The sequence below is a fragment of the Novosphingobium aromaticivorans DSM 12444 genome (assembly GCF_000013325.1).
Taxonomy (GTDB): domain Bacteria; phylum Pseudomonadota; class Alphaproteobacteria; order Sphingomonadales; family Sphingomonadaceae; genus Novosphingobium; species Novosphingobium aromaticivorans.
In genome coordinates this window covers 1,296,690-1,322,112 of sequence record NC_007794.1, presented here as the reverse complement: position 1 = coordinate 1,322,112, position 25,423 = coordinate 1,296,690, and the positions used below count along the sequence as shown (strand labels likewise).

At 64.4% G+C, this 25,423-nt stretch carries 34 protein-coding genes; 4 read left to right on the top strand and 30 right to left on the bottom strand.

The window, feature by feature from the left end:
• The first annotated feature begins 19 nt into the window (after window positions 1–19).
• Window positions 20–184, top strand: coding sequence for a hypothetical protein (locus SARO_RS20975; protein WP_011444938.1), 165 nt, complete (start codon window positions 20–22; stop codon window positions 182–184).
• A 3-nt stretch (window positions 185–187) separates the two neighbouring features.
• Here SARO_RS20975 and alaS read toward each other — a convergent pair whose 3' ends face one another.
• Window positions 188–2,833 carry an alanine--tRNA ligase gene (gene alaS / locus SARO_RS06400; RefSeq protein WP_011444937.1) on the bottom strand — a complete coding sequence of 882 codons (2,646 nt, stop codon included), beginning with the start codon at window positions 2,831–2,833 and terminating at the stop codon, window positions 188–190.
• Window positions 2,834–2,876: 43 nt separating this feature from the next.
• The gene (locus tag SARO_RS06395; protein WP_011444936.1) at window positions 2,877–3,704 is read right to left on the bottom strand and encodes a class I SAM-dependent methyltransferase; all 828 of its coding nucleotides are present in this window, start codon (window positions 3,702–3,704) and stop codon (window positions 2,877–2,879) included.
• A 156-nt stretch (window positions 3,705–3,860) separates the two neighbouring features.
• Here SARO_RS06395 and SARO_RS06390 point away from each other — a divergent pair, with 156 nt between their 5' ends.
• A complete protein-coding gene (locus SARO_RS06390) occupies window positions 3,861–5,921 on the top strand; it encodes an elongation factor G (protein WP_011444935.1) in 2,061 nt (686 codons plus the stop codon).
• A gap of 28 nt (window positions 5,922–5,949) precedes the next feature.
• On the opposite strand, the gene SARO_RS06385 is transcribed toward SARO_RS06390, so the two are convergent.
• Together SARO_RS06385 and recA are read right to left on the bottom strand one after the other, a co-directional pair.
• Window positions 5,950–6,576: a glutathione S-transferase family protein gene (locus SARO_RS06385; protein WP_011444934.1), complete on the bottom strand. Its 627-nt coding sequence runs from the start codon at window positions 6,574–6,576 to the stop codon at window positions 5,950–5,952.
• Between the two features lie 187 nt (window positions 6,577–6,763).
• Window positions 6,764–7,834, bottom strand: coding sequence for a recombinase RecA (gene recA, locus SARO_RS06380; protein ID WP_011444933.1), 1,071 nt, complete (start codon window positions 7,832–7,834; stop codon window positions 6,764–6,766).
• Window positions 7,835–8,237: 403 nt separating this feature from the next.
• Between recA and SARO_RS06375 the strand changes: the two genes are divergently transcribed.
• Both SARO_RS06375 and SARO_RS06370 read left to right on the top strand, forming a co-directional pair.
• A complete protein-coding gene (locus SARO_RS06375; protein WP_011444932.1) occupies window positions 8,238–9,047 on the top strand; it encodes a helix-turn-helix domain-containing protein in 810 nt (269 codons plus the stop codon).
• Window positions 8,965–9,438, top strand: coding sequence for a hypothetical protein (locus SARO_RS06370; protein ID WP_143004786.1), 474 nt, complete (start codon window positions 8,965–8,967; stop codon window positions 9,436–9,438). Before SARO_RS06375 ends, SARO_RS06370 begins: the two co-directional genes overlap by 83 nt.
• Before the next feature lie 54 nt (window positions 9,439–9,492).
• Here the strand turns inward: SARO_RS06370 and gdhA are convergent, their stop codons facing one another.
• From gdhA to tuf, 26 genes are all read right to left on the bottom strand, one after another.
• Window positions 9,493–10,848, bottom strand: a complete 1,356-nt coding sequence (gdhA, locus tag SARO_RS06365) for an NADP-specific glutamate dehydrogenase (protein ID WP_011444930.1) — start codon at window positions 10,846–10,848, stop codon at window positions 9,493–9,495.
• 147 nt (window positions 10,849–10,995) lie between these two features.
• Window positions 10,996–11,733 (bottom strand): hypothetical protein, encoded by a 738-nt coding sequence (locus tag SARO_RS06360; protein WP_011444929.1) that lies wholly within the window; start codon window positions 11,731–11,733, stop codon window positions 10,996–10,998.
• A 47-nt stretch (window positions 11,734–11,780) separates the two neighbouring features.
• Complete coding sequence (locus SARO_RS06355) at window positions 11,781–12,431, bottom strand: adenylate kinase (RefSeq protein WP_011444928.1); 651 nt, start codon at window positions 12,429–12,431, stop codon at window positions 11,781–11,783.
• 28 nt (window positions 12,432–12,459) lie between these two features.
• Complete coding sequence (gene secY, locus SARO_RS06350) at window positions 12,460–13,827, bottom strand: preprotein translocase subunit SecY (protein WP_011444927.1); 1,368 nt, start codon at window positions 13,825–13,827, stop codon at window positions 12,460–12,462.
• A gap of 152 nt (window positions 13,828–13,979) precedes the next feature.
• Window positions 13,980–14,495, bottom strand: coding sequence for a 50S ribosomal protein L15 (gene rplO, locus SARO_RS06345; protein ID WP_011444926.1), 516 nt, complete (start codon window positions 14,493–14,495; stop codon window positions 13,980–13,982).
• Window positions 14,496–14,660: 165 nt separating this feature from the next.
• Window positions 14,661–14,837 (bottom strand): 50S ribosomal protein L30, encoded by a 177-nt coding sequence (gene rpmD / locus SARO_RS06340; protein WP_011444925.1) that lies wholly within the window; start codon window positions 14,835–14,837, stop codon window positions 14,661–14,663.
• Between the two features lie 6 nt (window positions 14,838–14,843).
• Window positions 14,844–15,557, bottom strand: coding sequence for a 30S ribosomal protein S5 (gene rpsE, locus SARO_RS06335; RefSeq protein ID WP_011444924.1), 714 nt, complete (start codon window positions 15,555–15,557; stop codon window positions 14,844–14,846).
• Between the two features lie 2 nt (window positions 15,558–15,559).
• A complete protein-coding gene (rplR, locus tag SARO_RS06330; RefSeq protein ID WP_011444923.1) occupies window positions 15,560–15,910 on the bottom strand; it encodes a 50S ribosomal protein L18 in 351 nt (116 codons plus the stop codon).
• Window positions 15,910–16,443 carry a 50S ribosomal protein L6 gene (gene rplF / locus SARO_RS06325; protein WP_011444922.1) on the bottom strand — a complete coding sequence of 178 codons (534 nt, stop codon included), beginning with the start codon at window positions 16,441–16,443 and terminating at the stop codon, window positions 15,910–15,912. The genes rplR and rplF overlap by 1 nt, the downstream gene beginning before the upstream one ends.
• A complete protein-coding gene (gene rpsH, locus SARO_RS06320; RefSeq protein WP_011444921.1) occupies window positions 16,443–16,838 on the bottom strand; it encodes a 30S ribosomal protein S8 in 396 nt (131 codons plus the stop codon). Before rpsH ends, rplF begins: the two co-directional genes overlap by 1 nt.
• 10 nt (window positions 16,839–16,848) lie before the next feature.
• Window positions 16,849–17,154 (bottom strand): 30S ribosomal protein S14, encoded by a 306-nt coding sequence (gene rpsN, locus SARO_RS06315; protein WP_011444920.1) that lies wholly within the window; start codon window positions 17,152–17,154, stop codon window positions 16,849–16,851.
• 28 nt (window positions 17,155–17,182) lie between these two features.
• Window positions 17,183–17,764, bottom strand: coding sequence for a 50S ribosomal protein L5 (rplE, locus tag SARO_RS06310; protein ID WP_011444919.1), 582 nt, complete (start codon window positions 17,762–17,764; stop codon window positions 17,183–17,185).
• Complete coding sequence (gene rplX, locus SARO_RS06305; protein ID WP_011444918.1) at window positions 17,757–18,074, bottom strand: 50S ribosomal protein L24; 318 nt, start codon at window positions 18,072–18,074, stop codon at window positions 17,757–17,759. Before rplX ends, rplE begins: the two co-directional genes overlap by 8 nt.
• Window positions 18,074–18,442 (bottom strand): 50S ribosomal protein L14, encoded by a 369-nt coding sequence (rplN, locus tag SARO_RS06300; RefSeq protein ID WP_011444917.1) that lies wholly within the window; start codon window positions 18,440–18,442, stop codon window positions 18,074–18,076. The genes rplX and rplN overlap by 1 nt, the downstream gene beginning before the upstream one ends.
• A gap of 114 nt (window positions 18,443–18,556) precedes the next feature.
• Window positions 18,557–18,826 (bottom strand): 30S ribosomal protein S17, encoded by a 270-nt coding sequence (rpsQ, locus tag SARO_RS06295; RefSeq protein WP_011444916.1) that lies wholly within the window; start codon window positions 18,824–18,826, stop codon window positions 18,557–18,559.
• 10 nt (window positions 18,827–18,836) lie between these two features.
• A complete protein-coding gene (rpmC, locus tag SARO_RS06290; protein ID WP_011444915.1) occupies window positions 18,837–19,043 on the bottom strand; it encodes a 50S ribosomal protein L29 in 207 nt (68 codons plus the stop codon).
• 10 nt (window positions 19,044–19,053) lie between these two features.
• Complete coding sequence (gene rplP, locus SARO_RS06285) at window positions 19,054–19,488, bottom strand: 50S ribosomal protein L16 (RefSeq protein ID WP_011444914.1); 435 nt, start codon at window positions 19,486–19,488, stop codon at window positions 19,054–19,056.
• Window positions 19,489–19,510: 22 nt separating this feature from the next.
• Window positions 19,511–20,206, bottom strand: coding sequence for a 30S ribosomal protein S3 (rpsC, locus tag SARO_RS06280; RefSeq protein ID WP_011444913.1), 696 nt, complete (start codon window positions 20,204–20,206; stop codon window positions 19,511–19,513).
• 2 nt (window positions 20,207–20,208) lie between these two features.
• On the bottom strand, window positions 20,209–20,586 hold the full coding sequence (gene rplV, locus SARO_RS06275; protein ID WP_011444912.1) for a 50S ribosomal protein L22: 378 nt from the start codon (window positions 20,584–20,586) through the stop codon (window positions 20,209–20,211).
• The gene (rpsS, locus tag SARO_RS06270) at window positions 20,586–20,864 is read right to left on the bottom strand and encodes a 30S ribosomal protein S19 (RefSeq protein WP_011444911.1); all 279 of its coding nucleotides are present in this window, start codon (window positions 20,862–20,864) and stop codon (window positions 20,586–20,588) included. Before rpsS ends, rplV begins: the two co-directional genes overlap by 1 nt.
• A gap of 6 nt (window positions 20,865–20,870) precedes the next feature.
• A complete protein-coding gene (rplB, locus tag SARO_RS06265; RefSeq protein ID WP_011444910.1) occupies window positions 20,871–21,707 on the bottom strand; it encodes a 50S ribosomal protein L2 in 837 nt (278 codons plus the stop codon).
• Window positions 21,708–21,716: 9 nt separating this feature from the next.
• Window positions 21,717–22,019: a 50S ribosomal protein L23 gene (locus SARO_RS06260; protein ID WP_011444909.1), complete on the bottom strand. Its 303-nt coding sequence runs from the start codon at window positions 22,017–22,019 to the stop codon at window positions 21,717–21,719.
• Window positions 22,012–22,635, bottom strand: coding sequence for a 50S ribosomal protein L4 (gene rplD, locus SARO_RS06255; protein WP_011444908.1), 624 nt, complete (start codon window positions 22,633–22,635; stop codon window positions 22,012–22,014). Before rplD ends, SARO_RS06260 begins: the two co-directional genes overlap by 8 nt.
• A gap of 3 nt (window positions 22,636–22,638) precedes the next feature.
• A complete protein-coding gene (gene rplC, locus SARO_RS06250; RefSeq protein ID WP_011444907.1) occupies window positions 22,639–23,394 on the bottom strand; it encodes a 50S ribosomal protein L3 in 756 nt (251 codons plus the stop codon).
• 341 nt (window positions 23,395–23,735) lie between these two features.
• Window positions 23,736–24,047 (bottom strand): 30S ribosomal protein S10, encoded by a 312-nt coding sequence (gene rpsJ, locus SARO_RS06245; protein ID WP_011444906.1) that lies wholly within the window; start codon window positions 24,045–24,047, stop codon window positions 23,736–23,738.
• A 169-nt stretch (window positions 24,048–24,216) separates the two neighbouring features.
• Window positions 24,217–25,407, bottom strand: coding sequence for an elongation factor Tu (gene tuf / locus SARO_RS06240; RefSeq protein ID WP_011444905.1), 1,191 nt, complete (start codon window positions 25,405–25,407; stop codon window positions 24,217–24,219).
• Window positions 25,408–25,423: the final 16 nt, after the last annotated feature.

Genomic DNA, 25,423 nt, shown 5'->3' with positions numbered 1-25,423 from the left:
AGCGGGGAGGAGAGTGACCATGACCCACAGCAACGAGCCTGACCTGAACCCGGCCACGCAGGGCGATCAACCGAACAAGGGCGCGATCAAGAGGCCGCAGCAGACCGACGCGACAATGCGCGAGGACAACCTGCCGCGCGGCTCGGACAGGGAAACGCGCGGCAGAAGCGGACGCAGGCAATAGGCGTCAGGCGGTCAGAACCGCCCTTGCCGCTGCAATAGCATCCGCTGCCCTGGAGCCTTCTGGCCCGCCGCCCTGCGCCATGTCCGGACGGCCACCGCCGCCCTTGCCACCCAGCGCCTCGACGCCAGCGCGCACCAGATCGACCGCGCTGACCTTGCCCGCAAGGTCGTCGGTCACGGCGGCAGCGATGCTCGCCTTGCCCTCGTTGACCGCGACGATCACGGCCACGCCCGAGCCGAGACGCTGCTTGGCCTGATCGAGCAGGCCGCGCAGATCCTTGGGGTCCAACCCTTCAAGCACCTGGCCCGAGAACTTCACGCCGTTCACGTCCTCGTCGGCGTTCTCGGCCTTTGCCGATCCACCGCCGAGCGCCAGAGCCTTCTTCGCCTCGGCCAGTTCGCGTTCGAGCTTCTTGCGCTCGTCCATCAGCGCCGTGACGCGCGCCTCGACGTCTTCCGGCGTCGTGCGAAGGATCGATGCGGTGTTCTTGAGCGCATCCTCGCGCGCGACGAACCACTGGCGCGCACCTTCGCCGGTCAGCGCCTCGATGCGGCGCACGCCCGAGGAGACCGCGCTTTCGCTGACGATGCGGAACACGCCGATATCGCCCAGCGCGCGCACATGGGTGCCGCCGCACAGTTCGACCGAATAGTGCTTGTCCGCGACGCGCCCCATGCTGAGCACGCGCACTTCATCGCCGTACTTTTCGCCGAACAGCGCCATCGCGCCCGCTTCGATCGCGTCTTCCGGGCTCATCAGGCGGGTGGTGACGACTTCGTTGGCGCGGATCTCGGCGTTCACTTCGGCCTCGATCGCGGCGATGTCCTCGGCGGAAAGCGCGGTCGGGTGCGAGAAGTCGAAGCGCAGGCGATCCGCCGCGACGAGCGACCCCTTCTGCGTGACGTGCGCACCGAGGCGGTGGCGCAGCGCCGCGTGAAGCAGGTGCGTCGCCGAGTGATTGGCGCGGATCGCATCGCGGCGCGCGACATCGATGTCGAGCCTGACCACGTCGCCGACCTTGACCGAGCCGCTTTGCACCTTTGCGTTGTGCGCGTGGAGCCGGCCCAGCGGCTTGGCGGTATCGCTGACCGCGAGGACCAGCCCGTCGCCGCCGGTGATAGTTCCCGCGTCGCCCGTCTGGCCGCCGGACTCGCCGTAGAACGGGGTCTGGTTGACGATGACGGCAACATCATCGCCCGCCATCGCGCTGTCGACTTCCTTGCCGTCCTTGACCAGCGCGACGACCTGCGCCTCGCCGGTGGTGGCGGTGTAGCCGGTGAATTCGGTGGCGCCGACGCGTTCGGCAATGTCGAACCAGACTTCGCTGTCCGCCGCCTGGCCCGAGCCCTTCCACGCAGCGCGCGCTGCCGCCTTCTGCTGGGCCATCGCCGCGTCGAAGCCTTCGCGGTCCACCGCTATGCCGCGAGCGCGCAAGGCATCCTCGGTGAGGTCGTAGGGGAAACCGTAAGTGTCGTAGAGCTTGAACGCGGTGTCGCCGGGCAGCTTGTCGCCCTCGCCCAACGTCGCGGTCGCTTCGTCGAGCAGCTTGATGCCGTTCGACAGCGTGCGGCGGAACTGCACTTCCTCGCGCAGCAGCGTTTCCTCGATCAGCGGCTGGGCGCGTCCGAGTTCCGGATAGGCAGCGCCCATTTCCGCGACAAGCGCGGGCACGAGGCGGTGCATCAGCGGGTCCTTCGCGCCCAGCAGGTGCGCATGGCGCATGGCACGACGCATGATGCGGCGCAGGACATAGCCACGACCTTCGTTGGACGGCAGCACGCCATCGGCAAGAAGGAAGCTGGTCGAGCGCAGGTGATCCGCGATCACGCGGTGGCTGGCCTTGTGATCGCCCTCGGCCCGGACCGAGGTCAGGCTTTCCGACGCGGCGATCAGGGCCTTGAACGTATCGGTATCGTAGTTGTCATGCTCGCCCTGAAGCACGGCCGCGATGCGTTCGAGACCCATGCCGGTGTCGATACTGGGCTTGGGCAGGCTGCCGGTGATCTCGCCGGCGGTCTGCTCGAACTGCATGAACACGAGGTTCCAGATCTCGATGAAGCGATCGCCGTCCTCGTCCGGCGACCCCGGAGGCCCGCCCCAGATGTGATCGCCGTGGTCGAAGAAGATTTCCGAGCAAGGACCGCACGGACCGTCATCGCCCATTGCCCAGAAGTTGTCCTTGGTGGCGATGCGGATGATGCGGTCTTCAGGGAGACCGGCGATCTTCTTCCACAGCTCGAACGCTTCGTCGTCGGTGTGATAGACGGTGGCGAGGAGCTTGTCCTTCGGAAGGCCCCATTCGCGCGTGAGCAGGGTCCAGGCGTGGGTGATCGCCTGTTCCTTGAAGTAATCGCCAAACGAGAAATTGCCGAGCATCTCGAAGAAGGTGTGGTGGCGCGCAGTGTAGCCCACGTTGTCGAGATCGTTGTGCTTGCCGCCGGCGCGTACGCATTTCTGCGAGGAGGTGGCGCGCGGCACGGCGCGCGTCTCCAGCCCGGTGAACACGTTCTTGAACGGCACCATCCCCGCGTTGGTGAACATCAGCGTCGGGTCGTTGTACGGCACCAGCGGCGCGGACGGCACCACATCGTGCCCGTTCGAGCCGAAGTATTCGAGGAAGGACCGGCGGATTTCGTTCGTCGAAGTCATGCCCCGCCGATTAGGCGAGCGTTCGGCGCGCTACAAGCACGTTTCATCCATCATCGTGATCGGACGTGGCGGTAATTAGCCATGCTGCGGCAGGGAATGTCACCTGCCCGCCTTGATGGTGCGCCTCTACGAATTCGAGCAGGCGCTTTTCGAAGGTCGCGCGCTCCGCTTCGGGCAGGGTCCGCAAGGCGAATGCGGAGGGTCCGATTCGCTGGAACAGCGCCATGGCTTCGGCCACGGCATGCTCTCCCTCGCCCGCGACATAAGCGAAATCGACCGGGGTGAAGGCCAGGTCGCGCCAGCCCTTGAGGCAGCGGCGGACGTGCTCCGGATCGGCAAACGCGAATGGTCCGGGAGGAAAGGGTAGCGACGGCACCTCGGCAGGCGGCAGCAGATTGGCGATCCCGGTGGCCCAGGCATTTTCCTTCGCCGCGCGAAAACAGGTGAAGACCAAGCGTGCGTCCGGTGCGGCGACGGACGCAAGATGCGCGAAGGCCGCCGGAGGATCGGGGAAGAACATCACGCCGTGGCGCGATACGTAAAGATCGGGCGCGCCCTGCGGCGAAGTCCAAGACGAGGCATCGGCCAGTTCGAACGAGAGATTGGGCAAGGCGCCGGCCCGTCCGCGCGCCGCATCCACCAGGTCTGGTGAAACGTCGACGCCGATGACCTGCGCCTGCGGCCGGGCGCGCGCGACCGCCAGCGAAACTTCGCCGGCGCCGCAGCCTATGTCGACCACGCGGCGGCCCGGCTCTGCCGCAATGGCATTGAGCAGGCGCGGCGTCAGCTGCGCGAAGGTCGCGTCGGTCCGCCTCCACTGTGCCGCCCAGTTGCGGCCAACGCCGCCCTCCCAATCCGCGATGTTCGTCATGGATCGAGGCTAGGACGACGGAGCGGGTCGCACAAGCGGCAAGCGCGGGCGATTCTGCTTGCGACTCAGGGCCATGAGGCAGACCATCGGTTCAGGTCCCTTGCGCGTCAGGGCACTCCGTACAGCGCCCGGCGCGCCCCCGCAGGAGAGGCGACGATGGGCGACACCACAAATACAGGCACCACCCCTCACGGCAGCAGGCCAGGCCGGACCGGCAGCGCGCCGCGCATGATCGCGCTGGTCGGTCCGGCAGGAACCGGCAAGACCACTCTCGCCGAGGCCCTGCTTCACGCGAGCGGCGCGATCAACCGGCAGGGGAGCGTCGAGGCGGGCACATCCGTCGGCGATGCATCACCCGAGGCGCGGGCGCGGCGAGGATCGACCGAACTGAACCTGTGCCGCCTTGAATATCTCGGCGACACCTTTGTCCTTGCCGATGCCCCCGGCAGTACCGGTTTCGCCGTCGATGCCGATCTTGCGCTGCAGATGGCGGACATGGCGATCGTGGTCGTCGATCCGGTGGCGGATCGGGCGGCGCTGGCCGGCCCGATCCTGCGCCGGCTCGACGAACTCGAATTGCCACACGCGATCTTCGTCAACAGGATGGACGGAGCGCGGGCGGGCTCTGTGCGCGAGATCCTGTCCGCGCTCCAGCCCCTCAGCCGCGAGCCGCTGATGCTGCGGCAGTTTCCGATCCGGCAGGGCGAGGAAATTACCGGGTTCGTCGACGTCGCACTCGAACGCGCGTGGCGCTACCGTCCCGGCCAGCCCTCCGAACCCATTCCCATGCCCGAGGACGTGGGCCTGCGCGAAAAAGGCGAACGCCAGCAATTGCTCGAAACCCTGGCGGACTTCGACGACGCGCTGATGGAAGCCCTGCTGATGGACGAGGAGCCGGACCCAGCCACGATCCTTGCCGACCTCGCGGTCGATACGGCGACGAACCGCGTGGTCCCCGTACTGTTCGGCTCCGCGCTTACGGGAGGAGGAATGCGCCGCCTGCTCAAGCTGCTGCGACACGAAGCTCCAGATCCCCACGCCGCCGCCGCGCGTCTGGGACTGGACGACGAGCCGGCGCTTGCGGTGTTCAAGGTAACGACGGGCGGTGCGATGGGCCGTCTGGCGCTGGGTCGTGTGTTCGGAGCCGCATTGCGTGAAGGCACCGAACTTGCGGGAACGCGGGTCGGGTCGCTGTTCCGGATGCAGGGCGACAAGACCAACAAGACCGCCGATGCAGATGCCGGCGATGTCGTCGCTGTGGCCAAGCTCGAGCAAGCAAGGCCTGGCACGATCCTTGGGCGTTCGGGGCTTCTGGCGGAATTGACGCCCGCGATCCCGGCACGCAACACCGCGCTCGCCATCGCCACGCGCGACCGGCGCGACGACGTGAAGCTATCGGCGGCGCTGCACCGTCTTTGCGAGGAAGACCCGGCACTTGCCTGGGAGCAGGACGGCGACAGCCACGAGACCCTGCTTCGCGGGATCAACGACGAGCATCTTGCCGTTGTCCTGGCGCGGTTGAAGCGGCGTTACGGGGTGGAGGTCACTTCATCGCCGCCCCGCGTCGCCTACCGCGAGACCATCCGCAAGGAAGCCGGCGCGCGAGGACGCCACAAGAAGCAATCGGGCGGGCATGGCCAGTTCGGCGACGCGGTGATCGAAATTCGCCCCCTTTCGCGCGGTGAAGGATTCGCCTTCGAGGACCGGATCACCGGCGGAGCCATCCCCAGGCAATGGATCCCGGCAGTCGAAGCGGGCGCGCGCGATGCGATGATGAAAGGACCGCTCGGCTTCCCCGTGGTCGACGTCGCGGTGACCTTGCTCGACGGGTCGTTCCATTCGGTGGACAGCTCGGAACTTGCGTTCCGGACCGCCGGCCGCATGGCGATGGCCGAGGCACTGGAAAAGGCCTCGCCATGCCTGCTCGAACCCGTCTTTCGGGTCAGCGTGGACATGCCGGCGGGGACCGGCGCGAAGGCCGGGTCGGCGCTTTCGGCACGGCGCGGCCAGATCCTCGGCCTCGACCAGCATCCTGAGTGGGAGCGCTGGGAGCGCGTCGAGGCGCTGTTGCCCGAAGCGGCGTTGCACGGGCTCGACGCAGAATTGCGCGCGTTGAGCCAGGGTCTCGCGAGCTTCACCGCGACGTTCGACCACATGACTGAACTGGCGGGCAAGCACGCGGACGATGCCATCCGCATGCAGGCCAAGGCCGCTTGATGCCAACGGAGGGCCCCGAAGGCGACGACTACATGTTGAAGTAGGCGCCGCCCTTCTCCCGCGCCCGCTGCCAGGCGGGGCGTGCATGGACCGCTGCCACGAATGCGGAGAGCTTCGGAAGCGAGCCTGCCTGCCCCTGCATGACCGCGATCTCTGCCGGGAAGCTCAGCATCACGTCGGCACCGGTCCAGTCGTCGCCGACGAAATGCCCTGAAGGGCGCAGGATCTGCTCCATGTAGCCGAAGTGCGCGGCAAGCTGTTCGGCGATGCGCGGCTGGAGCGGCGCCGCCGCTTCGCCGAGGCGCGAAGTGTAGAGCTGGAGCAGGATCGGCGTCATTGCCGAGCCTTCGGCAAAATGCATGAGTTCAAGGTGGCGCAGCGCGTCGTCCGAGCCTTGCCGAGGCAGCCACTTGCCATTGCCATAGCGCTCGCAAAGCACCTGCACGATTGCCCCGGACTCCTCGATCACGCGGCCGTCGATTTCCAGCAAGGGCGACTTGCCGAGGGGATGCACCGCCTTGAGTTCGGGCGGAGCAAGGTTCGTCACCGCATCGCGCTGATAGTGGCGAATCTCGTAATCGACCCCCAGTTCTTCCAGCAACCACAGGACCCGCTGGGAGCGGCTGTTGTTCAGGTGATGGACGATGATCGACATGGTGGATCTCCCGAAAATTTAATCGGAAGGTTAAACCGCCTGACATCGAATGCAACCATCGAATACAACCATCGAATACAGCGCAAAAAGCCCGCACGTTCCTGCCGGGGAGCGGGCGGGCTCTTTGGACTGGCTGGCGGGCCCGGGAGAACCCGGGGATGGAGGGGCTGCCCGCCGCCTTGAAGGATCAGATGTCGTCGTCCGCGTCCGGGCCCGCCATCAGTCCTTCGGCAACCTGATCGGTGCGGCCGCGGATCGCGGCTTCCAGACGGCTGCAAACTTCGGGATTTTCGCGCAGGAAGTTCTTGGCGTTCTCACGCCCCTGCCCGATGCGAATGGAATCATAGCTGAACCAGGCGCCCGACTTCTCGACCAGCCCGGCCTTCACGCCGAGATCGAGAATTTCGCCGATCTTCGAGATGCCTTCGCCATACATGATGTCGAATTCGACCTGCTTGAACGGCGGCGCGACCTTGTTCTTGACGACCTTCACGCGCGTGGCGTTGCCTACGATCTCGTCGCGATCCTTGATCTGCCCGGTGCGGCGGATGTCGAGGCGGACCGAAGCATAGAACTTGAGCGCGTTGCCGCCCGTCGTCGTTTCCGGGTTGCCGTACATCACACCGATCTTCATGCGCACCTGGTTGATGAAGATCACCATGCAGCGCGAACGGCTGATCGAACCGGTCAGCTTGCGCAGGGCCTGGCTCATCAGGCGGGCCTGGAGGCCGACGTGGCTATCGCCCATCTCACCCTCGATTTCGGCGCGGGGAACGAGCGCGGCGACCGAGTCCACCACCAGCACGTCGATCGCGTTCGAACGCACCAGCGTGTCGGTGATTTCAAGTGCCTGCTCGCCCGTGTCGGGCTGCGAGACGATCAGATTGTCGATGTCGACGCCGAGCTTGCGGGCATAGACCGGGTCCAGCGCGTGTTCTGCGTCGATGAAGGCTGCGGTGCCGCCGCCCTTCTGCGCTTCCGCGATGGCGTGGAGCGCCAGCGTGGTCTTGCCCGAGCTTTCCGGCCCGTAGATCTCGATGATGCGGCCGCGCGGCAGGCCGCCGATGCCGAGCGCGATGTCCAGCCCCAGCGATCCGGTAGAAACGGCTTCCACCTGCATCGCTTCCTTCGAACCGAGCCGCATGGCCGATCCCTTGCCGAACGCGCGGTCAATCTGCGCAAGGGCCGCGTCGAGCGCCTTCTGACGATCCATGTCCTTGGTCTTACCTTCCTCGATGAGCTTGAGCTGAGCCGCCATGGCTACTTCCCCTTGCTAGAGATGGCTCACACGAACCGTCAACAAGGCTTGTTGTACTCGTTGTGTTCCATGAGAACAAGGGGGGAACGAAAATTTCCTTCCGTTCCGGATGCATGTAAGTGCAACCACTTATCCGGCAAGCGCTTTTGCGCGCTGGCGCAACCGGCCGGAAGTTCCGCGCAATCCCGGAGATGCATCCAGACCGGCACCACTGCGACAATGCGCGCGGCCACGCGATCAGATGGTTCCCTTGTTACTTCCGGATGATTCGCAATTGGCCGCGCCCCGGGAACGGCTCATCTTCCCCGGCTTACGCAGGATTGCATTAACCATTCGTCCGGATTGCAACCGATGCGGATACGACTAAGGATATGTACATATATAAACGAAAGTTAATAAACGCATGTCCTCACCGCCCATCCAGATCAGGACGAGCCCCCCGACGGGCTCCACGGGTGTCCGGCCAATACGTCTCCACGCAGCCCCCCGCGGCGATAACGACCGTATCAGGGCGGAAGTCGCTGGCCGCATCTTCTACTTCGGCAACGCGTCCGACACGCCGGAGATCGCGCACGCGAAGCGCCTGTGCAATTCTGCTTATGTAGCAAAGATCTCGGACGACTACACCGCCTTCGTCGATGACGCGAAGAACTACTACAACACCGTCTTCGTGGTCGGCACCGACCCGGCGCGCGTCCGCAAGTTCCTGAGGACATATCGCCCGCTGTTCATGCGCAAGGCCAAGATCGCGCTGGTCAAGGAAAGCCGGCCACGCAGCCGGGCCCAGATGCTGAACACCGGGTTCGATGACGTCTTCGACCTCGATACACACCCCCTGGAGGCCAGTGTGCGCCTCGACGCGATCCTCGGTCGCGTGGCCCACTCGCACGCTGCCGAGACTTTCGACGACGTTCTCAAGACCCACATGCGGTTCTATGCGGATACCAAGCTACTCGAGCGCGAGGTGCGCATCCTGGCATTGCTGATCGCCAACCGCGGCATGCCGGTACGCAAGCACCTGCTGACCGCTTCAACCAAGTCGCCGCACAAGTCCATCACGCCCAAGTCGTTGCAAGTCCTGATCTCGGGCCTCAGGGGCAAATTGAAGCCGAACTTCAGGATAGTGAGCCATGGCGCATCGGGATATTCCTTCGAAGAGGTATCTGCAGTGGCAGAACGGCTCGCCACCGCCACCAGAGCCGAGACTCATTGAGGCGGCGAATCTGCGCGAGAAACTGCTGAAGCTGGCCGACTGCGTGGAGCGCGAATGCCGCCCGTCCCCGCTCGACTTCTTCGACGCGCGCGAGGCGATCGAGAACGAGCGCCACTTCGCCGAGGTACTGCCCGGCTTCGACACCGCTCGGCTTGCGGGCGCCATCGACAAGTACCGTACCGGAGAGGACCTCTCCGTCGCATTCGGCCCCATTCCGCCCAGCTTCGACGTCGCGGTATCGCGGGCCGGCACATCGGACCGCCATATCGCCAAGGTCGGCTACGGGATGGTGCACTTCGGTTATTCGCAGAACGCGCAGTCGATCCTTCCGGCGGTCATGGCTGCGTTCCTGCGCTGCCTTGCGCGGGTGACCTGCGAGTTCGAGGACTGAGCCGGGAAGCGCCGGCCGCTTCCCCGCAGGAAAGTGCAGCCGGCGCCGGTTCCGTCAGACCACGCCGAAAGCCAGCATGGCATCGGCAACCTTCTTGAAGCCGGCGATGTTCGCGCCCTTCACGTAGTCGATATAGCCGCCGCCCTGGTCGCCGTACGTCAGGCAGGACTTGTGGATGCCGGCCATGATGTCCTTCAACATCTGCTGCAGTTCATGCTCCTTCCACGAGCGACGTTCGGAGTTCTGGCTCATCTCGAGGCCAGAAACCGCGACGCCCCCCGCGTTCGATGCCTTGCCCGGCGCGTAGAGAATCCTGGCAGCCTTGAACACATGCACGCCTTCGAGGTCGGTCGGCATGTTGGCGCCTTCGGCCACGCCCTTGCAGCCGTTGGCGATGAGCGTGCGCGCATCCTCGCCCAGCAGTTCGTTCTGCGTGGCGCAGGGCAGCGCGACATCGCAGGGCACGCCCCACGGCGTCTTGCCTGCATGGAACGACGCTCCTGGAAAGGCATCGACGTATTCCTCGATGCGCCCGCGACGATGAGTCTTGTGGGTCTTCACCCAGTCGATCTTCTCCTGGTCGATGCCGTCGGGGTCATGGATGAACCCGCCGGAATCGGACAGCGTCAGAACCTTTCCGCCCAACTGGACGATCTTCTCGGCGGCATGCGTCGCGACGTTGCCCGAACCGGAGATCACCGCCGTCTTGCCACGAAGGTCCTCACCCTTGGTCGCCAGCATGTTGGCGAGGAAATAGACCGCGCCGTAACCGGTCGCCTCGGTACGGATAAGCGAGCCACCCCATTCGAGACCCTTGCCCGTCAGCACGCCGGTGAAGTGGTTGGTGATGCGCTTGTACTGACCGAACATGTAGCCGATCTCGCGCCCGCCAACACCGATATCGCCCGCCGGAACGTCGACGTCGGCGCCGATGTGGCGATAGAGCTCGGTCATGAACGACTGGCAGAAGCGCATGATCTCGCGCACGCTCTTGCCCTTGGGGTTGAAGTTCGAACCGCCCTTGCCACCCCCCATGGGCAAGCCCGTCAGCGCGTTCTTGAAGGTCTGCTCGAAAGCGAGGAACTTCAGGACGGACTCATTGACCGAGGGATGAAAGCGGATGCCGCCCTTGTAGGGGCCGATGGCATTGTTGTTCTGCACGCGCCAACCGCGCTGGACACGGACGTTGCCATTGTCATCCTCCCAGCACACCCGGAACGACACGACCCGGTCCGGCTCCGCGATGCGGCGCAGGATCTGCTGGGCGTGGTATTCCTCCTTGTCCTCGATGAAGTCGAAGATGTCCTCGGCAACCTCCTGCACAGCCTGGACGAATTCGGGCTGATAGGGATTGCGCTTCTTCACGCCCTCCATGAACGTCGGCAGGTCGACATGATCGGAAACGGCCACGGTACTCTCCCCCTGATCGAAGCCATGGACGGCTTCTCTTGCTGGCAGGTGCGGCCCGTGCCGCGACTTCGGACCATGCCGAGTCGCGCTTTTGTCGGATGGGAGATTAGCCGGTTTTGCGCGGCGAGAAAGACGCGATCGCGCCGCTCAATGGCCTGACGGGACGGCTTCGTCCTTTTTCTTGAAGAGCTTGTCCAACGCGGCCTTGACCGACTCCCCTGCCGCAGCCTCGTCCTGGGTGGCATCCGGAGTGTAGGCGGGCGCCTCGTCCGCAACCGGCTCGGCCACCGCAGCTTCGGGCGCCGGTGTGGCGGGCTTGGGAGCAAGCGGCCCGACAAGCTTGGTCAGGCCTGCAAGCTGCTCGCCCAGGACCTTGTCGACCGCACCGGCAATGGTCTCGGTCTTGTAGCGCATGTAGCCGCCGACCACGTATTCCCAGAGGATGCGCGTGCCCTTCCCGGCAGCGCCATCGATCGGCGCGAACGTGACCGTCATCGTGCCGTTGATCGCCTCGGACTGCAAAGGCCCAAGACCGCCCACCATGCGCAGCGCGCGATAGGGTTCGGCGTAGACCACCCGCATGTGCATCACCGAGCCGGGCTTCTGTGTCGCGGGAGCACCTTTGGGCACCGGCAGCTTCTCGCAGAAACAGCCGTTGGCCACGGGATCGAGCGTGAGGTTCGCCGCCTCGCCCGAAAAGGTATGCTGCCCATTCCACCACCCCGACGGCGAGACAAAGGATTTCCATGCGTCCGCCGGAGACGCGGCAACTTCGCCCGTCACCCGGATGACAAAGCCTGCATCCGACTTCTGCACCACTTCGGCAGATGCGGGAACGGCGGAGCCCGCAAGCCCCGCCGCCAGAAAGATCAGATGCTTGAGCATGGCAGGCCCCCTCGCCCGCGCCGGGACGGGCGGGTCACCTGCCAGCGTTAGCGCGCCGCGAGGATCGCCTCAATGGCCGCCGTGACGTCGTCCATGTCGGCCATGCCGTCGACGCGCGACACGATGCCGCGGCTCTCGTAGATCGGCAGGATCGGCGCGGTCTTGGCGCGATACTCCGCCATGCGCGTGCGCACGGTTTCCTCGTTGTCGTCGGGACGGCGCTTGAATTCATGACCGCCGCACTTGTCGCAGGTGCCCTCGACCGCAGGCTTCTCGAACTTGTCGTGATAGCCCTTCCCGCAGGTGGCGCAGGTGTAGCGGCCGGTGATGCGTTCGACGAGCGCGTCCTCGTTGACGTCGAGCTCGATCACGTGGTCAAGCTTGCGCCCGCGGCTCTCGAGGATGGCATCAAGCGACTCTGCCTGGGGTGCAGTGCGCGGATAACCGTCGAAGATCGCGCCCTGGCCTGCCGGCATCGCGTCGAGCTCGTCGCCGATCAGCGCCGAGACGATCTCGTCCGAGACGAGCTGCCCCGCCTCCATCACTGCCTTGGCCTTGAGGCCGACCGGCGTCTCCGCCTTGACGGCGGCGCGCAGCATGTCGCCCGTCGAGAGCTGCTTCATGCCATGCCGCTCGACCAGACGCTGTGCCTGGGTGCCCTTGCCCGCGCCCGGAGGGCCCAACAGGATGATGTTCACGCGATTGTTCCCCTCTTGACGCTGGCTCTCAGCGCAGCCGTCCCTTCAGTTTCGCCTTCTTGATCAGGTCGCCGTACTGGTGCGCCAGCAGGTGCGACTGGATCTGGGTGATCGTGTCGACCGTCACGTTCACGACGATGAGCAAGCTGGTGCCGCCGAAGAACAGCGTACCCATGCCCGTCTCGGCCATGATGAACTCGGGCACGACGCAGACCACGGTGATGTATGCAGCGCCCAGCACGGTGATGCGAGTCAGCACATAGTCGAGGTAGTTGGCCGTGTTCTTGCCGGGACGGATGCCCGGGATGAAGCCCCCGTTCTTCTTCAGATTCTCGGCCGTCTCCTCGGGGTTGAAGACAACCGCGGTGTAGAAGAACGAGAAGAAGATGATGCCGAGCGCGTAAAACAGCATGTAGAGCGGCTTGCCGTGCCCAAGGTACTGGTTCAGCGTCACGATCGCCTGGCCCATCTTCGTGTCGGGCGAGATGGAGTTGCCGGCGAACTGCGTGATCGTCAGCGGAAGCAGCAGCAGCGAGCTGGCGAAGATTGGCGGGATCACGCCTGCGGTGTTGATCTTCAGCGGCAGGTGGCTGCGGTCGGCAGCCATCATGCCGCGCTGGGTCGCGCGCTTGGGATACTGGATCAGCAATCGCCGTGTCGCCCGCTCGAGGAAGCAGATGCCGATGACAAGCGCGATCAACATGATGACGATGCCGAAGATCAGGAACGGCGAGATCGAACCCGTCCGGCCGCCTTCGAACAGGTTGCCGAAGAACTTCGGCATCTGCGCGACGATGCCCGCCATGATGATGAGCGAAACGCCGTTACCGATCCCGCGCGAGGTGATCTGTTCACCCAGCCACAGCAGGAACATCGTTCCGCCGATAAGCGAAATGACCGCGCCTACGCGGAAGAGAAGGCCGGGGTTCACGACGGCCTGGAGGCCGCTGGAGGCGCCATAGGCCTCGAGACCCGAAGCCAGAACCCAACCCTGGATCGCGGTCAGCAGCACCGCGCCGTAGCGGGTGTACTGGTTGAGCTTCTTGCGTCCGCTTTCGCCCTCCTTCTTCATCGCCGCGAGCGCGGGATGGAGCGAGGCGGCGAGCTGCACGACGATCGAGGCGGTGATGTAGGGCATCACGCCGAGTGCGATCAGGCTCATGCGCTCGAGCGAACCACCCGAAAAGGCATTGAAGATGTCGAGAACGCCGCCCCTGGTCTGGTTGTACAGCGTCTCCATGATGAGCGGGTTGACGCCCGGCAGAGGCACGAAGCTGAGGAACCGGAATACAATGAGCGCGCCCACCGTGAACCAGATGCGCTTCTTGAGCTCGGTTGCCTTGGAGAAGTTGGCCAGATTGAGGTTGCTGGCGATGTTATCGGCGCGTGATGCCATTTCGGGGTTCTAAGCCTTGCTGCGAGCCCGGGCCGATGGCCGCTGGTCTCGGACGTCTTGAGCTAGCCCATATAGTGCGGGGTCACGAAAGTCGAACCCCTGCAATGCCGAAATCCCCGCCCGAATGGCGGGCGGGGATCGGAATGCTGTGCTTACTTGGCCTTGTTCGCTTCGCGGCGAGCAGCCTTCTTTTCCTGCTCGCTGGGCTGCGCTTCGGGCAGAGCGATCGAACCGCCGGCCTTCTCGACCGCGGCGAAAGCGCCCTTCGAGGCACCGGCAACCTTGAACGCGACCTTGGAGGTCAGTTCGCCCTTGGCGAGGAGGCGCACGCCATCCTTGCCGCCACGGGCCAGGCCAGCGGCCTTGAGCGCTGCGTGGTCGACGGTGCCCGAGATGTCGAGCTTGCCTGCGTCGATCACCCGCTGGACCATGCCGAGGTTAACTTCAGCGTAGTCCTTGGCGAAGATGTTGTTGAAGCCGCGCTTCGGCAGACGCATGTGGAGCGGCATCTGGCCGCCCTCGAAGCCATTGATGCTGACGCCCGAACGCGCCTTGGCGCCCTTCTGGCCGCGACCGGCGGTCTTGCCCTTGCCCGAGCCGATGCCACGGCCAACGCGCATGCGACCCTTGCGGGCGCCATTGTTGTCGGAGATTTCGTTCAGTTTCATATCGTGCACTCGCTTTCGCTTTGAGACGCGCTTGGAAAGGGGGGCGCTTAGGCCATAAGGCACCGCTTGTCACCCCCTGACGGGACCGCCAAAATCAACGGCTGCCCCCAAAGGAAAACCCCGGCACTAGGCCGGGGCGTCCCTTTTTCCCGAAGGAAGCCCTGGTCAGTCGACCACGGCCACCATGTGGGGAAGCTTGGCGATGGCGCCGCGCACTTCCGGGGTGTCTTCCACCTCGACGACGCGGTGCATCTTGCCCAGGCCGAGGCCGATGAGAACCTTCTTCTGGCTCTCGGGGCGACGGATCGGCGAACCGATCTGCTTGATCTTGATGGTAGCCATGACCGATTACTCCGCGATGGCTTCGGCAGCGGCTTCGGCTTCGACCTGCGAAGCGCCACCACGGCCAAGGAGATCAGCAACCTTCTTGCCACGACGCTGGGCAACCGACTTCGGCGAAGTCTGGTCGGTCAGCGCGTCGAAGGTGGCGCGGATCATGTTGTAGGGGTTCGAGGTGCCGACCGACTTGGTCACCACGTCCGAAACGCCGAGGCTTTCGAACACGGCGCGCATCGGGCCGCCGGCGATGATGCCAGTACCGGCCGGAGCCGAGCGAACGTTGACCTTGCCGGCACCGAAGCGGCCCTTGCCGTCGTGATGCAGGGTGCGGCCTTCCTTGAGCGGCACGCGGACCATCGCACGCTTGGCAGCGGCAGTGGCCTTGGTGATCGCTTCCGGCACTTCGCGGGCCTTGCCCTTGCCGAAGCCCGCACGGCCCTTGCCGTCGCCGACCACGACGAGCGCAGCAAAGCCGAAGCGCTTGCCGCCCTTGACGGTCTTCGAGACGCGGTTGATGTGGACGAGCTTTTCGATCAGCTCCTCGCCACCTTCCTCGTCGTTGTTGCCACGGCCACGACGATCGTCGCGACGACCACGGCCGCCACGCTCGCCACCGCGATCGTTGCCACCACGGCCACGGCCACGGCCACGACCTTCACGCTGCGGCTCACCGCCGGTCGCTTCGACCGCGGCGACGCCTTCCAGGTTGGTTTCGTCAGCCATTGTCAGAACTCCAGCCCGCCTTCGCGGGCAGCGTCAGCCAGCGCCTTGACGCGGCCATGGAACAGGAAGCCGCCGCGATCGAACACGACGGTGGTGATGCCGGCAGCCTTGGCCTTCTCGGCGATCTCGGCACCAACCTTGGCGGCGGCGTCGACGTTCGCACCGATCGACTTGTCGCCCTTCACCAGGGTCGAGGCAGCGGCCAGCGTGCGGCCGGCAGCGTCGTCGATGATCTGGGCGTAGATATGACGGCCCGAACGGTGGACCGACAGACGAGGACGGCCACCCGAGCGCGCCTTGAGCGCAGTGCGGACGCGACGGCGGCGGCGTTCGAAGAGAGACAGCTTTGCCATTACTTCTTCTTCCCTTCCTTGCGGAAGATAAACTCGCCGCGGTACTTGATGCCCTTGCCCTTGTAAGGCTCGGGCTTGCGCCAGCGACGGATCTCTGCGGCGACCTGGCCGACCTTCTGCTTGTCGATGCCCGAGATTTCCACCGTGGTGTTGTCCGGGGTCTTGATCTCGATGCCTTCAGGCACCGGGAAATCGACGTCGTGGCTGTAGCCGAGCTGCAGTTTCAGGTTCTTGCCCTGGGCGTTGGCGCGGTAGCCGACACCAGTGATCTCGAGGACCTTGGTGTAGCCCTGCGTGACGCCGGTCACCAGGTTGTCGACGAGCGTGCGCTGCATGCCCCAGAACGCGCGAGCGCCCTTGGTGTCGTTGGCGGGCTTCACGAGGATCGTGTCGCCATCGACGGTGTAGCTGATCTCGTCACGGAGCGTGAGCGTGAGCGTGCCCTTGGGGCCCTTCACGGTCAGCACACCGTCCGCGATGTTCGCGGTGACGCCACTCGGGATCGTCACCGGCCTCTTGCCGATGCGGCTCATCAGAACACCTCCGCGAGCACTTCGCCGCCGACGTTCGCAGCGCGCGCTTCGGCATCCGAAAGCACGCCCTTGGGCGTCGAGACGATGGTGATGCCAAGGCCGTTGCGGATCACCGGAAGTTCCTTGGAACCCGAGTAGACGCGGCGGCCCGGCTTGGAGACGCGGGCAACATGCTTGATCGCAGGCTGGCCCTCGAAGTACTTCAGCTCAATGCGGAGCTGCGGGTGGACGCCGGTGGTGTCCTCCGAGAAGCCGCGGATGTAGCCTTCGCGCTGAAGGACTTCGAGCACGTGCGCACGCAGCTTGGAAGCGGGCGAGAGGACCGAGTCCTTCTTCGCCTGCTGGCCGTTGCGGATGCGGGTGAGCATATCACCCAGGGGGTCGGTCATAGCCATCGGATGATCCTTACCAGCTCGACTTGGTCACGCCGGGGATGAGCCCCTTGTTGGCGAGGTCGCGCAGCTCGATGCGGCACAGGCCAAACTTGCGATAGTAGCCACGCGGGCGGCCGGTGGTGTTGCAACGGTTGCGGACGCGGGTCGGGTTCGCGTTGCGCGGAAGCTCTGCCATCTTGAGGCGGGCGATCAGGCGCTCGGTTTCGTCGAGCGACTGGTCATCAGCCGTGGCCTTCAGCGCAGCGTACTTCGCCGCATACTTCTCAACGAGCTTCTTGCGACGCTCGTTCTTGTTGATCGAACTCAGTTTCGCCATTGGACTTAAGCTCTTTCCTAGAACTGGCTCAGGCGGCCTGCTGCTGTTCAGCAGCATCCTGCGGGAACGGGAAACCGAACAGGCGAAGCAGCTCACGCGCTTCGTCGTCGGTCTTGGCAGTGGTGGTCACGATGATGTCCATCCCGCGCACCTTCTCGATCTGGTCGTAGCTGATCTCCGGAAAGATGATCTGCTCCTTCAGACCCATCGCGTAGTTGCCGCGACCGTCGAACGACTTCGGGTTGAGACCACGGAAGTCGCGGATGCGGGGCATTGCGATGGTGATGAGGCGGTCGAGGAATTCGTACATGCGTTCGCGGCGCAGGGTGACCTTGCAACCGATCGGCATGCCTTCACGCAGCTTGAACTGCGCGATCGACTTCTTCGCCTTGGTGATGACGGGCTTCTGACCGGCGATCAGCTCCATTTCGGCAGCCGCGGTCGTGACCTTCTTCTTGTCCTGGCTCGCCTCGCCCACGCCCATGTTCAGCGTGATCTTCTCGATGCGCGGGATTTCGAGCGCGTTCTTGTAGCCGAACTTGGCCTGCATCGCCGCAGCGATTTCGGCGTCGTACTTGCCCTTAAGACGCGGCGTGTACTTGTCAGCCATCGATGGTCTCCCCGGACTTGACGGCCACGCGGACCTTCTTGCCGTCCTTGGTCTCAAAGCGGACGCGGGTGGGCTTGCCATCCTTGTCGGCGACCGAAACCTTCGAGATGTGCAGCGGAGCCTCGAAGCGGTCGATGCCGCCCTGCGGGTTCTGCTGGCTAGGCTTGCGGTGACGTGCGGCGATGTTCACGCCCTGCACGACGACCTTCTCATCCTTCGGAAGGACCTGGAGCACGGTGCCGGAGCGGCCCTTGTCCTTGCCCGAACGAACGACGACGGTGTCGCCCTTCTTGATCTTCGCGGCAGCCATTACAGCACCTCCGGAGCGAGCGAGATGATCTTCATGAAGCCCTTGCCGCGAAGCTCGCGGACGACGGGGCCGAAGATACGCGTGCCGATCGGCTCTTCGTTCTTGCCGACGAGGACGGCGGCATTGCTGTCGAAGCGGATGACCGAACCGTCGGTGCGGCGGACGTCCTTCTTCGTGCGAACGATAACGGCGCGGTGCACGTCGCCCTTCTTGACGCGGGCACGCGGCTGCGCTTCCTTGACCGACACCACGATGATGTCGCCGACGCCTGCGAACCGACGCTTCGAGCCACCCAGCACCTTGATGCACTGGACGCGCTTCGCGCCGCTGTTGTCCGCCACGTCGAGATTGGATTGCATCTGGATCATTGATCCGGTTCCTTCTCACTGGCTTGCCGGAACCAGTCCGGCAGTTCCAAAACAGTAGCCGGGGCCGCTACACGACTTCCGCCGCGAAGCAACCCCTAACTTCAAATGCGACGCTCAGACGTCCGCTTCGATAGCGGTGCCCTTGCCGGCCTGGACGCGGTCGATGACCTTCCACGTCTTCAGCTTCGAGATCGGCGCGGTCTCTTCGATGCGCACGGTCTCGCCGGTCTTGAAGGCATTCGCCTCGTCGTGGGCGTGATACTTCTTCGAGCGACGGATGATCTTCCCGTAAAGCGGGTGCTTCACCTTGCGCTCGACCTTCACGACCACGGTCTTGTCGGTCTTGTCGGACACCACGGTGCCGACCAGGATACGCTTGGGCATATTGGCTTCCTTACGCCTGGGCCGACTGAGAACGCTCAGTCTGCAGCGTCTTGATGCGCGCGATGTCGCGACGGACTTCCTTGATGCGCGCGGGGCGCTCAAGCTGGTTCGTCGCCGACTGGAAACGCAGGTTGAACTGCTCGCGCTTGAGCTCGGCGAGTTCAGCGTTCAGCTGGTCGTCGCTCTTGGCGCGAAGGTCTTCGATCTTGGCCATCATTCGACTCCCATCACTCGCCGGCAAGGTGCGAGGTGTCGCCAAGGCGGGCGACGACCTTCGTCTTGATCGGCAGCTTCATCGCGGCGCGGCTGAAAGCCTCGGCCGCGAGCGGGCCGGGGACGCCGTCCAGTTCGAACAGGATGCGACCCGGCTTCACGCGGGCTGCCCAGTATTCGATCGAGCCCTTGCCCTTGCCCTGGCGGACTTCGGCGGGCTTCTTCGAAACCGGCACGTCCGGGAACACGCGGATCCACAGACGGCCCTGACGGCGGATGTGGCGCGTGATCGCACGACGGGCCGCTTCGATTTGGCGAGCGGTGACGCGCTCCGGTTCCAGGGCCTTGAGGCCGTAGGAGCCGAAGTTCAGGTCCGTACCACCCTTGGCGAGGCCGTGGATGCGGCCCTTGAAGGCCTTGCGGAACTTGGTCTTCTTCGGTTGCAGCATGGTGCTTCTCTACCCTCGAGGCTCAGCGTGCCGGACGGACGCCGGAAGTCTGGGCTTCCATCATCAGGCGGTCCTGCGCCATCGGGTCATGGCCGAGGATCTCACCCTTGAAGATCCAGACCTTGATGCCGATCACGCCATAGGCGGTGTGGGCTTCGGCTTCCGCGTAGTCGATGTTCGCGCGCAGCGTGTGCAGCGGAACGCGACCTTCGCGGTACCATTCGACGCGGGCGATTTCCGCACCGCCGAGACGGCCGCCGCAGGTGATCTTGATGCCTTCGGCACCAAGGCGCAGCGCCGACTGCACCGCGCGCTTCATCGCACGGCGGAAGGCAACGCGGCGGACCAGCTGGTCGGCAACGCCCTGAGCGACGAGCTTCGAATCGATTTCCGGCTTGCGGATCTCGACGATGTTCAGCTTCACGTCGCTGCCGGTCATCGTGGCAAGCTTCGAGCGAAGCTTCTCGATGTCGGCGCCCTTCTTGCCGATGATGACGCCCGGACGGGCGGCATAGATCGACACGCGGCACAGCTTGGCGGGACGCTCGATCACAACCTTCGAAATCGCTGCCTGCGGCAGGTTCTCGACGATGTACTTGCGGATCTTGAGGTCTTCCTCAAGCATCTGCGCGTAGTTGCGACCTTCCGCGTACCAGCGGCTGTCCCAGGTGCGGTTGATCTGCAGGCGCAGACCGATGGGGTTCGACTTGTGACCCATGATCAGGCCTCCTCAACTTCGCGGACCACGATCCGGAGCCGCGAGAACGGCTTGAGGATGCGGGTCGACTTGCCGCGACCACGGGTGTGGAAGCGCTTCATCGTGATCGACTTGCCGACCGAGGCTTCCGCCACGACCAGAGCGTCGACGTCGAGGTTGTGGTTGTTTTCCGCATTGGCGATCGCCGAAGCGAGAACCTTGCGGGCGTCAACCGCCATCGCCTTCTTCGAGAACGCGAGGATGTTCATCGCGTCTTCGGCGCGCTTGCCGCGGATGAGGCCAGCGACCAGGTTCAGCTTCTGGGCCGAACCACGGATCTGCGTGCCGACCGACAGCGCTTCCTTGTCGCCAACGCGACGGGGTGCCTTAGGCTTGCTCATCAGCGCTTGCCCTTCTTGTCAGCGGCGTGACCCGGGAAGTTGCGCGTCGGAGCGAACTCACCAAGCTTGTGGCCGACCATCTCTTCCGAGACAGAGACGGGGATGAACTTCTGCCCGTTGTAGACGTTGAACGTCAGACCAACGAACTGCGGAATGATGGTCGAACGACGCGACCAGGTCTTGATCGGGCCAGCGCGGCTGCCAGCATCCTGAGCGGCTTCCGCCTTCTTCAGGAGGTGCAGGTCGACGAAGGGGCCCTTCCAGACGGAACGTGCCATGTGGTCTTACCTCTTCTTCTTCGCGTGGCGCGAACGGATGATCATCTTGTCCGTCGCCTTGTTGTGACGGGTGCGGGCGCCCTTGGTCGGCTTGCCCCACGGAGTCACAGGATGACGGCCACCCGAAGTACGGCCTTCACCACCACCGTGCGGGTGGTCGACCGGGTTCTTCGCAACGCCGCGGGTAAGCGGACGCTTGCCCAGCCAGCGGTTGCGGCCGGCCTTGGCGAGGTTCTGGTTGCCATTGTCGGGGTTCGACACGGCGCCGACGGTGCCCATGCAGTCACCGCGCAGGTAGCGCTGCTCGCCCGAGTTCAGGCGAACGATGACCATGCCGCGGTCACGACCGACGAGCTGGACATAAGTGCCTGCGGAACGGGCGATCTGACCGCCCTTGCCCGGCTTCATCTCCACGTTGTGGATGATGGTGCCGACCGGCATCTGCGACAGGAGCATGGCGTTGCCAGGCTTCACGTCGGTCTTCTCGCCGGCGATGACCTGATCGCCAACGCCAAGGCGCTGCGGCGCGAGGATGTAGGCGAGTTCGCCGTCCTCGTACTTGACCAGCGCGATGAACGCGGTGCGGTTGGGGTCATATTCCAGACGCTCGACGGTAGCCGGCATGTCCCACTTGCGACGCTTGAAGTCGACGTAGCGGTACTTCTGCTTGTGACCACCGGCAATGCCACGCGAAGTGACATGACCCTTGTTGTTGCGGCCGCCGGTCTTGCGCTTGCCTTCGGTCAGAGCCTTGACAGGCTTGCCCTTCCACAGCGCCGACTTGTCGACGAGGACCAGGCCGCGACGGGCGGGGCTGGTCGGGTTATAGCTCTTGAGTGCCATGGTCTAGCCTCAGATCCCGCTGGTGACGTCGATCGACTGGCCAGCAGCCAGGGTCACGACAGCCTTCTTGACGTCGGTGCGCTTGTAGGGCTTGCCCTTCCAGCGCTTGGTCTTGCCCTTCTGCGTCAGGGTGTTCACCTTGGTGACCTTGACGTTGAACAGGGCTTCGACCGCTGCCTTGATCTCCGGCTTGGTCGCCTTGTCGGCAACCTTGAAGACCACGGCGTTGTTTTCGCTGAGCAGCGTCGCCTTCTCGGTGATGTGGGGAGCCACGATCACGTCGTAGTGACGCGTGTCGATTGCGTTAGCCATTGAAACGCGCCTCCAGCTTTTCGACAGCAGCGCGCGTCAGCACCAGCGTGTCATGCTTCAGGATGTCGTAGACATTCGCGCCGATCGCAGGGAGGACGTTCACGCCGACGATGTTGCGGGCGGCCTTGGCGAAGTTGTCGTTGACGCCTTCACCGTCGATCACGAGCACCTTCTTGCCCCAGTTCGCCTTGGCGAGCTGACCGACCAGAGCCTTGGTCTTGGCATCGACGTCGAGGTTGTCGACGACGACCAGACCGGCCTTGGCCTTGCTCGAAAGCGCCATCTTGAGGCCGAGCGCGCGAACCTTCTTGTTCAGCGAGATGTTGAACTCGCGAACGCGCGGACCGTGGGCCTTGCCACCGCCGATGAAGATCGGCGCCTTGCGGTCACCGTGACGAGCCGTACCGCCGCCCTTCTGGCGACCGAACTTCTTGCCGGTGCGGGCAACGTCCGAACGCTCACGCGCCTTGCGGGCGATGCCGCGACGGTTTTCGAGCTGCCAGGTGACAACGCGGTGCAGGATGTCGGCGCGCGGTTCGAGACCGAACACGTCGTCCGACAGTTCCACTTCGCCCTTGCCGGCGGTGCCGTCGAGATTGAGGACCTGAACCTTCACGACTTAGCCCTCCTGACCTTCGGTGGCTTCGACAGCCGCGACTTCCGCCGGGGTGTCGGCAGCTGCCGAGTCATTGCTGTTGGCGGCCTGCTTCAGGCCTGCGGGATAGGGCGCTTCAGCGTGGCGCGAGACCTTCACGGCGTCGCGCACGAGGAGCCAGGCGTTCTTCGAACCGGGGACAGAACCCTTGACGAAGATCAGGCCACGCTCGTCGTCGGTGCGGACGACTTCGAGGTTCTGCTGGGTGCGCTGACGGTCGCCCATGTGACCGGCCATCTTCTTGTTCTTGAAGACGCGGCCAGGATCCTGGCGGTTACCGGTCGAACCGTGGGCACGGTGCGAGATCGAGACACCGTGGGTGGCGCGCATACCGCCGAAGCCCCAGCGCTTCATAGCGCCCTGGAAGCCCTTGCCCTGGGTCTGGCCGGTGATGTCGACATACTGGCCAGGGACGAAGTGCGAAGCGGCGATGGTCGAGCCGACATCAAGCAGCGCGTCATCGGCGACGCGGAACTCGGCGACTTCCATCTTCAGCGGAACTTCGGCCTTGGCGAAGTGTTCGCGCTGCGGCTTGGCAACGTTCTTCTGCTTGGCTTCGCCAGCACCGAGCTGGAGAGCGACGTAACCGTCACGCTCAGCGGTGCGAACCGAAACCACCTGGCAATTTTCTAGCGACAGGACGGTAACCGGCACGTGCCGACCATCTTCCTGGAAAAGGCGGGTCATACCCACCTTCTTCGCGATCACGCCGGTGCGCATGATCCATACTCCTAACAGAGGCCTGCCGGGCCCATCCCGACAGGCGTGTTCAGCCCGTATGTGAAGCATGCCCCCGACCGGGCTGAATGCCCCCACTGGAAGCGGGAGCGATCGGGGGACGCTTGCCCGGCAATGCCAACCCGGTTTCCCGGAAATGGCGCGGCGCCGGAGGTATCCCATTGTCAACGAGGCTTTTGTTACCCCGGAAACTCTGGTCCTTCACCCCAGGAATTGCCTGGAAGGGAAGGTCTTGGCCGGAGCGATCCGGCCAGAATTCTGGGGCCGTTGCGGACGACCCGACCGGACTACCTCAGCCTTGGCGAGGCCGTCAGCAAGCGGGCTCAGGCCAGCTTGATCTCGACGTTGACGCCGGCAGCAAGGTCCAGCTTCATCAGCGCGTCGACAGTGGCCGCATTGGGCTGCACGATGTCGAGCAGGCGCTTGTAGGTACGGACCTCGAACTGCTCACGCGACTTCTTGTCGATGTGCGGACCGCGGTTGACGCAGAACTTTTCGATGCGCGTCGGGAGCGGAATGGGACCCCGGATGAGAGCGCCGGTGCGGCGTGCGGTGTCCGCGATTTCTCCAGTGGCCTGGTCAAGAACGCGATGATCGAAGGCCTTGAGGCGAATGCGGATATTCTGGGCTTCCATGTCCGTATACCGATGCGAAAGAGCAAAACAAAAACGTCAGTCGACCTGCCCTCTACCCCCACCCCAGTTCTGAAGCTCGGGGAGAGCTGGCCGACTGCCAAATAGCGATCAGTCAGTAAAAAACCGACCGGCGGGAAGAGCGAATCTCCCCGCCGGTGCGCGGCCTATATTACTTCGTGATCTTGCTGACAACCCCCGAACCGACGGTGCGGCCGCCTTCGCGAATTGCGAAGCGCAGACCTTCGTCCATCGCGATCGGAGCGATCAGCTTGACAGCCAGGGTGACGTTGTCGCCCGGCATCACCATCTCGGTGCCCTCGGGGAGGACGACCTCACCGGTGACGTCGGTGGTGCGGAAGTAGAACTGCGGGCGGTAGTTGGCGAAGAACGGCGTGTGACGGCCACCTTCGTCCTTCGACAGCACGTAGACCTCGGCCGAGAATTCGGTGTGCGGGGTCACCGAACCGGGCTTGGCGAGAACCTGCCCACGCTCGACTTCTTCACGCTTGATGCCGCGGATCAGCGCACCGATGTTGTCGCCGGCTTCGCCCTGGTCGAGCAGCTTGCGGAACATTTCGACGCCGGTCACGGTGGTCTTCTGGGTGTCCTTCAGACCGATGATCTCGACTTCTTCGCCGACCTTGATGATGCCGGTTTCGATACGGCCGGTCACCACGGTGCCGCGACCCGAGATCGAGAACACGTCTTCGACGGGCATCAGGAAGGGCTTGTCGGTCGGACGCGGCGGCTGCGGGATGTACGCGTCAACGGCAGCCATGAGCGCGTTGATCGAGTCCTTGCCGATGTTGTCGTCGCGGCCTTCGAGAGCGGCCAGAGCCGAACCCTTGACGATCGGAATATCGTCGCCCGGGAAGTCGTACGACGACAGCAGTTCGCGAACTTCGAGTTCGACGAGCTCGAGGATTTCCTCGTCGTCGACCTGGTCGACCTTGTTCATGTACACGACGAGCGCGGGCACGCCGACCTGGCGGGCAAGCAGGATGTGCTCGCGGGTCTGCGGCATCGGGCCGTCAGCAGCGTTCACGACCAGGATCGCGCCGTCCATCTGGGCGGCACCGGTGATCATGTTCTTCACGTAGTCGGCGTGACCCGGGCAGTCGACGTGCGCGTAGTGGCGGTTGGCGGTCTCGTACTCGACGTGTGCGGTCGAGATGGTGATGCCGCGCTCGCGCTCTTCCGGAGCCTTGTCGATGTTCGCGTAGTCGGTGAATTCAGCGCCACCCTGCTCGGCGAGCACCTTGGTGATCGCGGCGGTCAGCGTGGTCTTGCCGTGGTCGACGTGACCGATGGTGCCGATGTTGCAGTGCGGCTTGTTCCGCTCAAACTTAGCCTTGGCCATTGTTCAAACCTTCTGT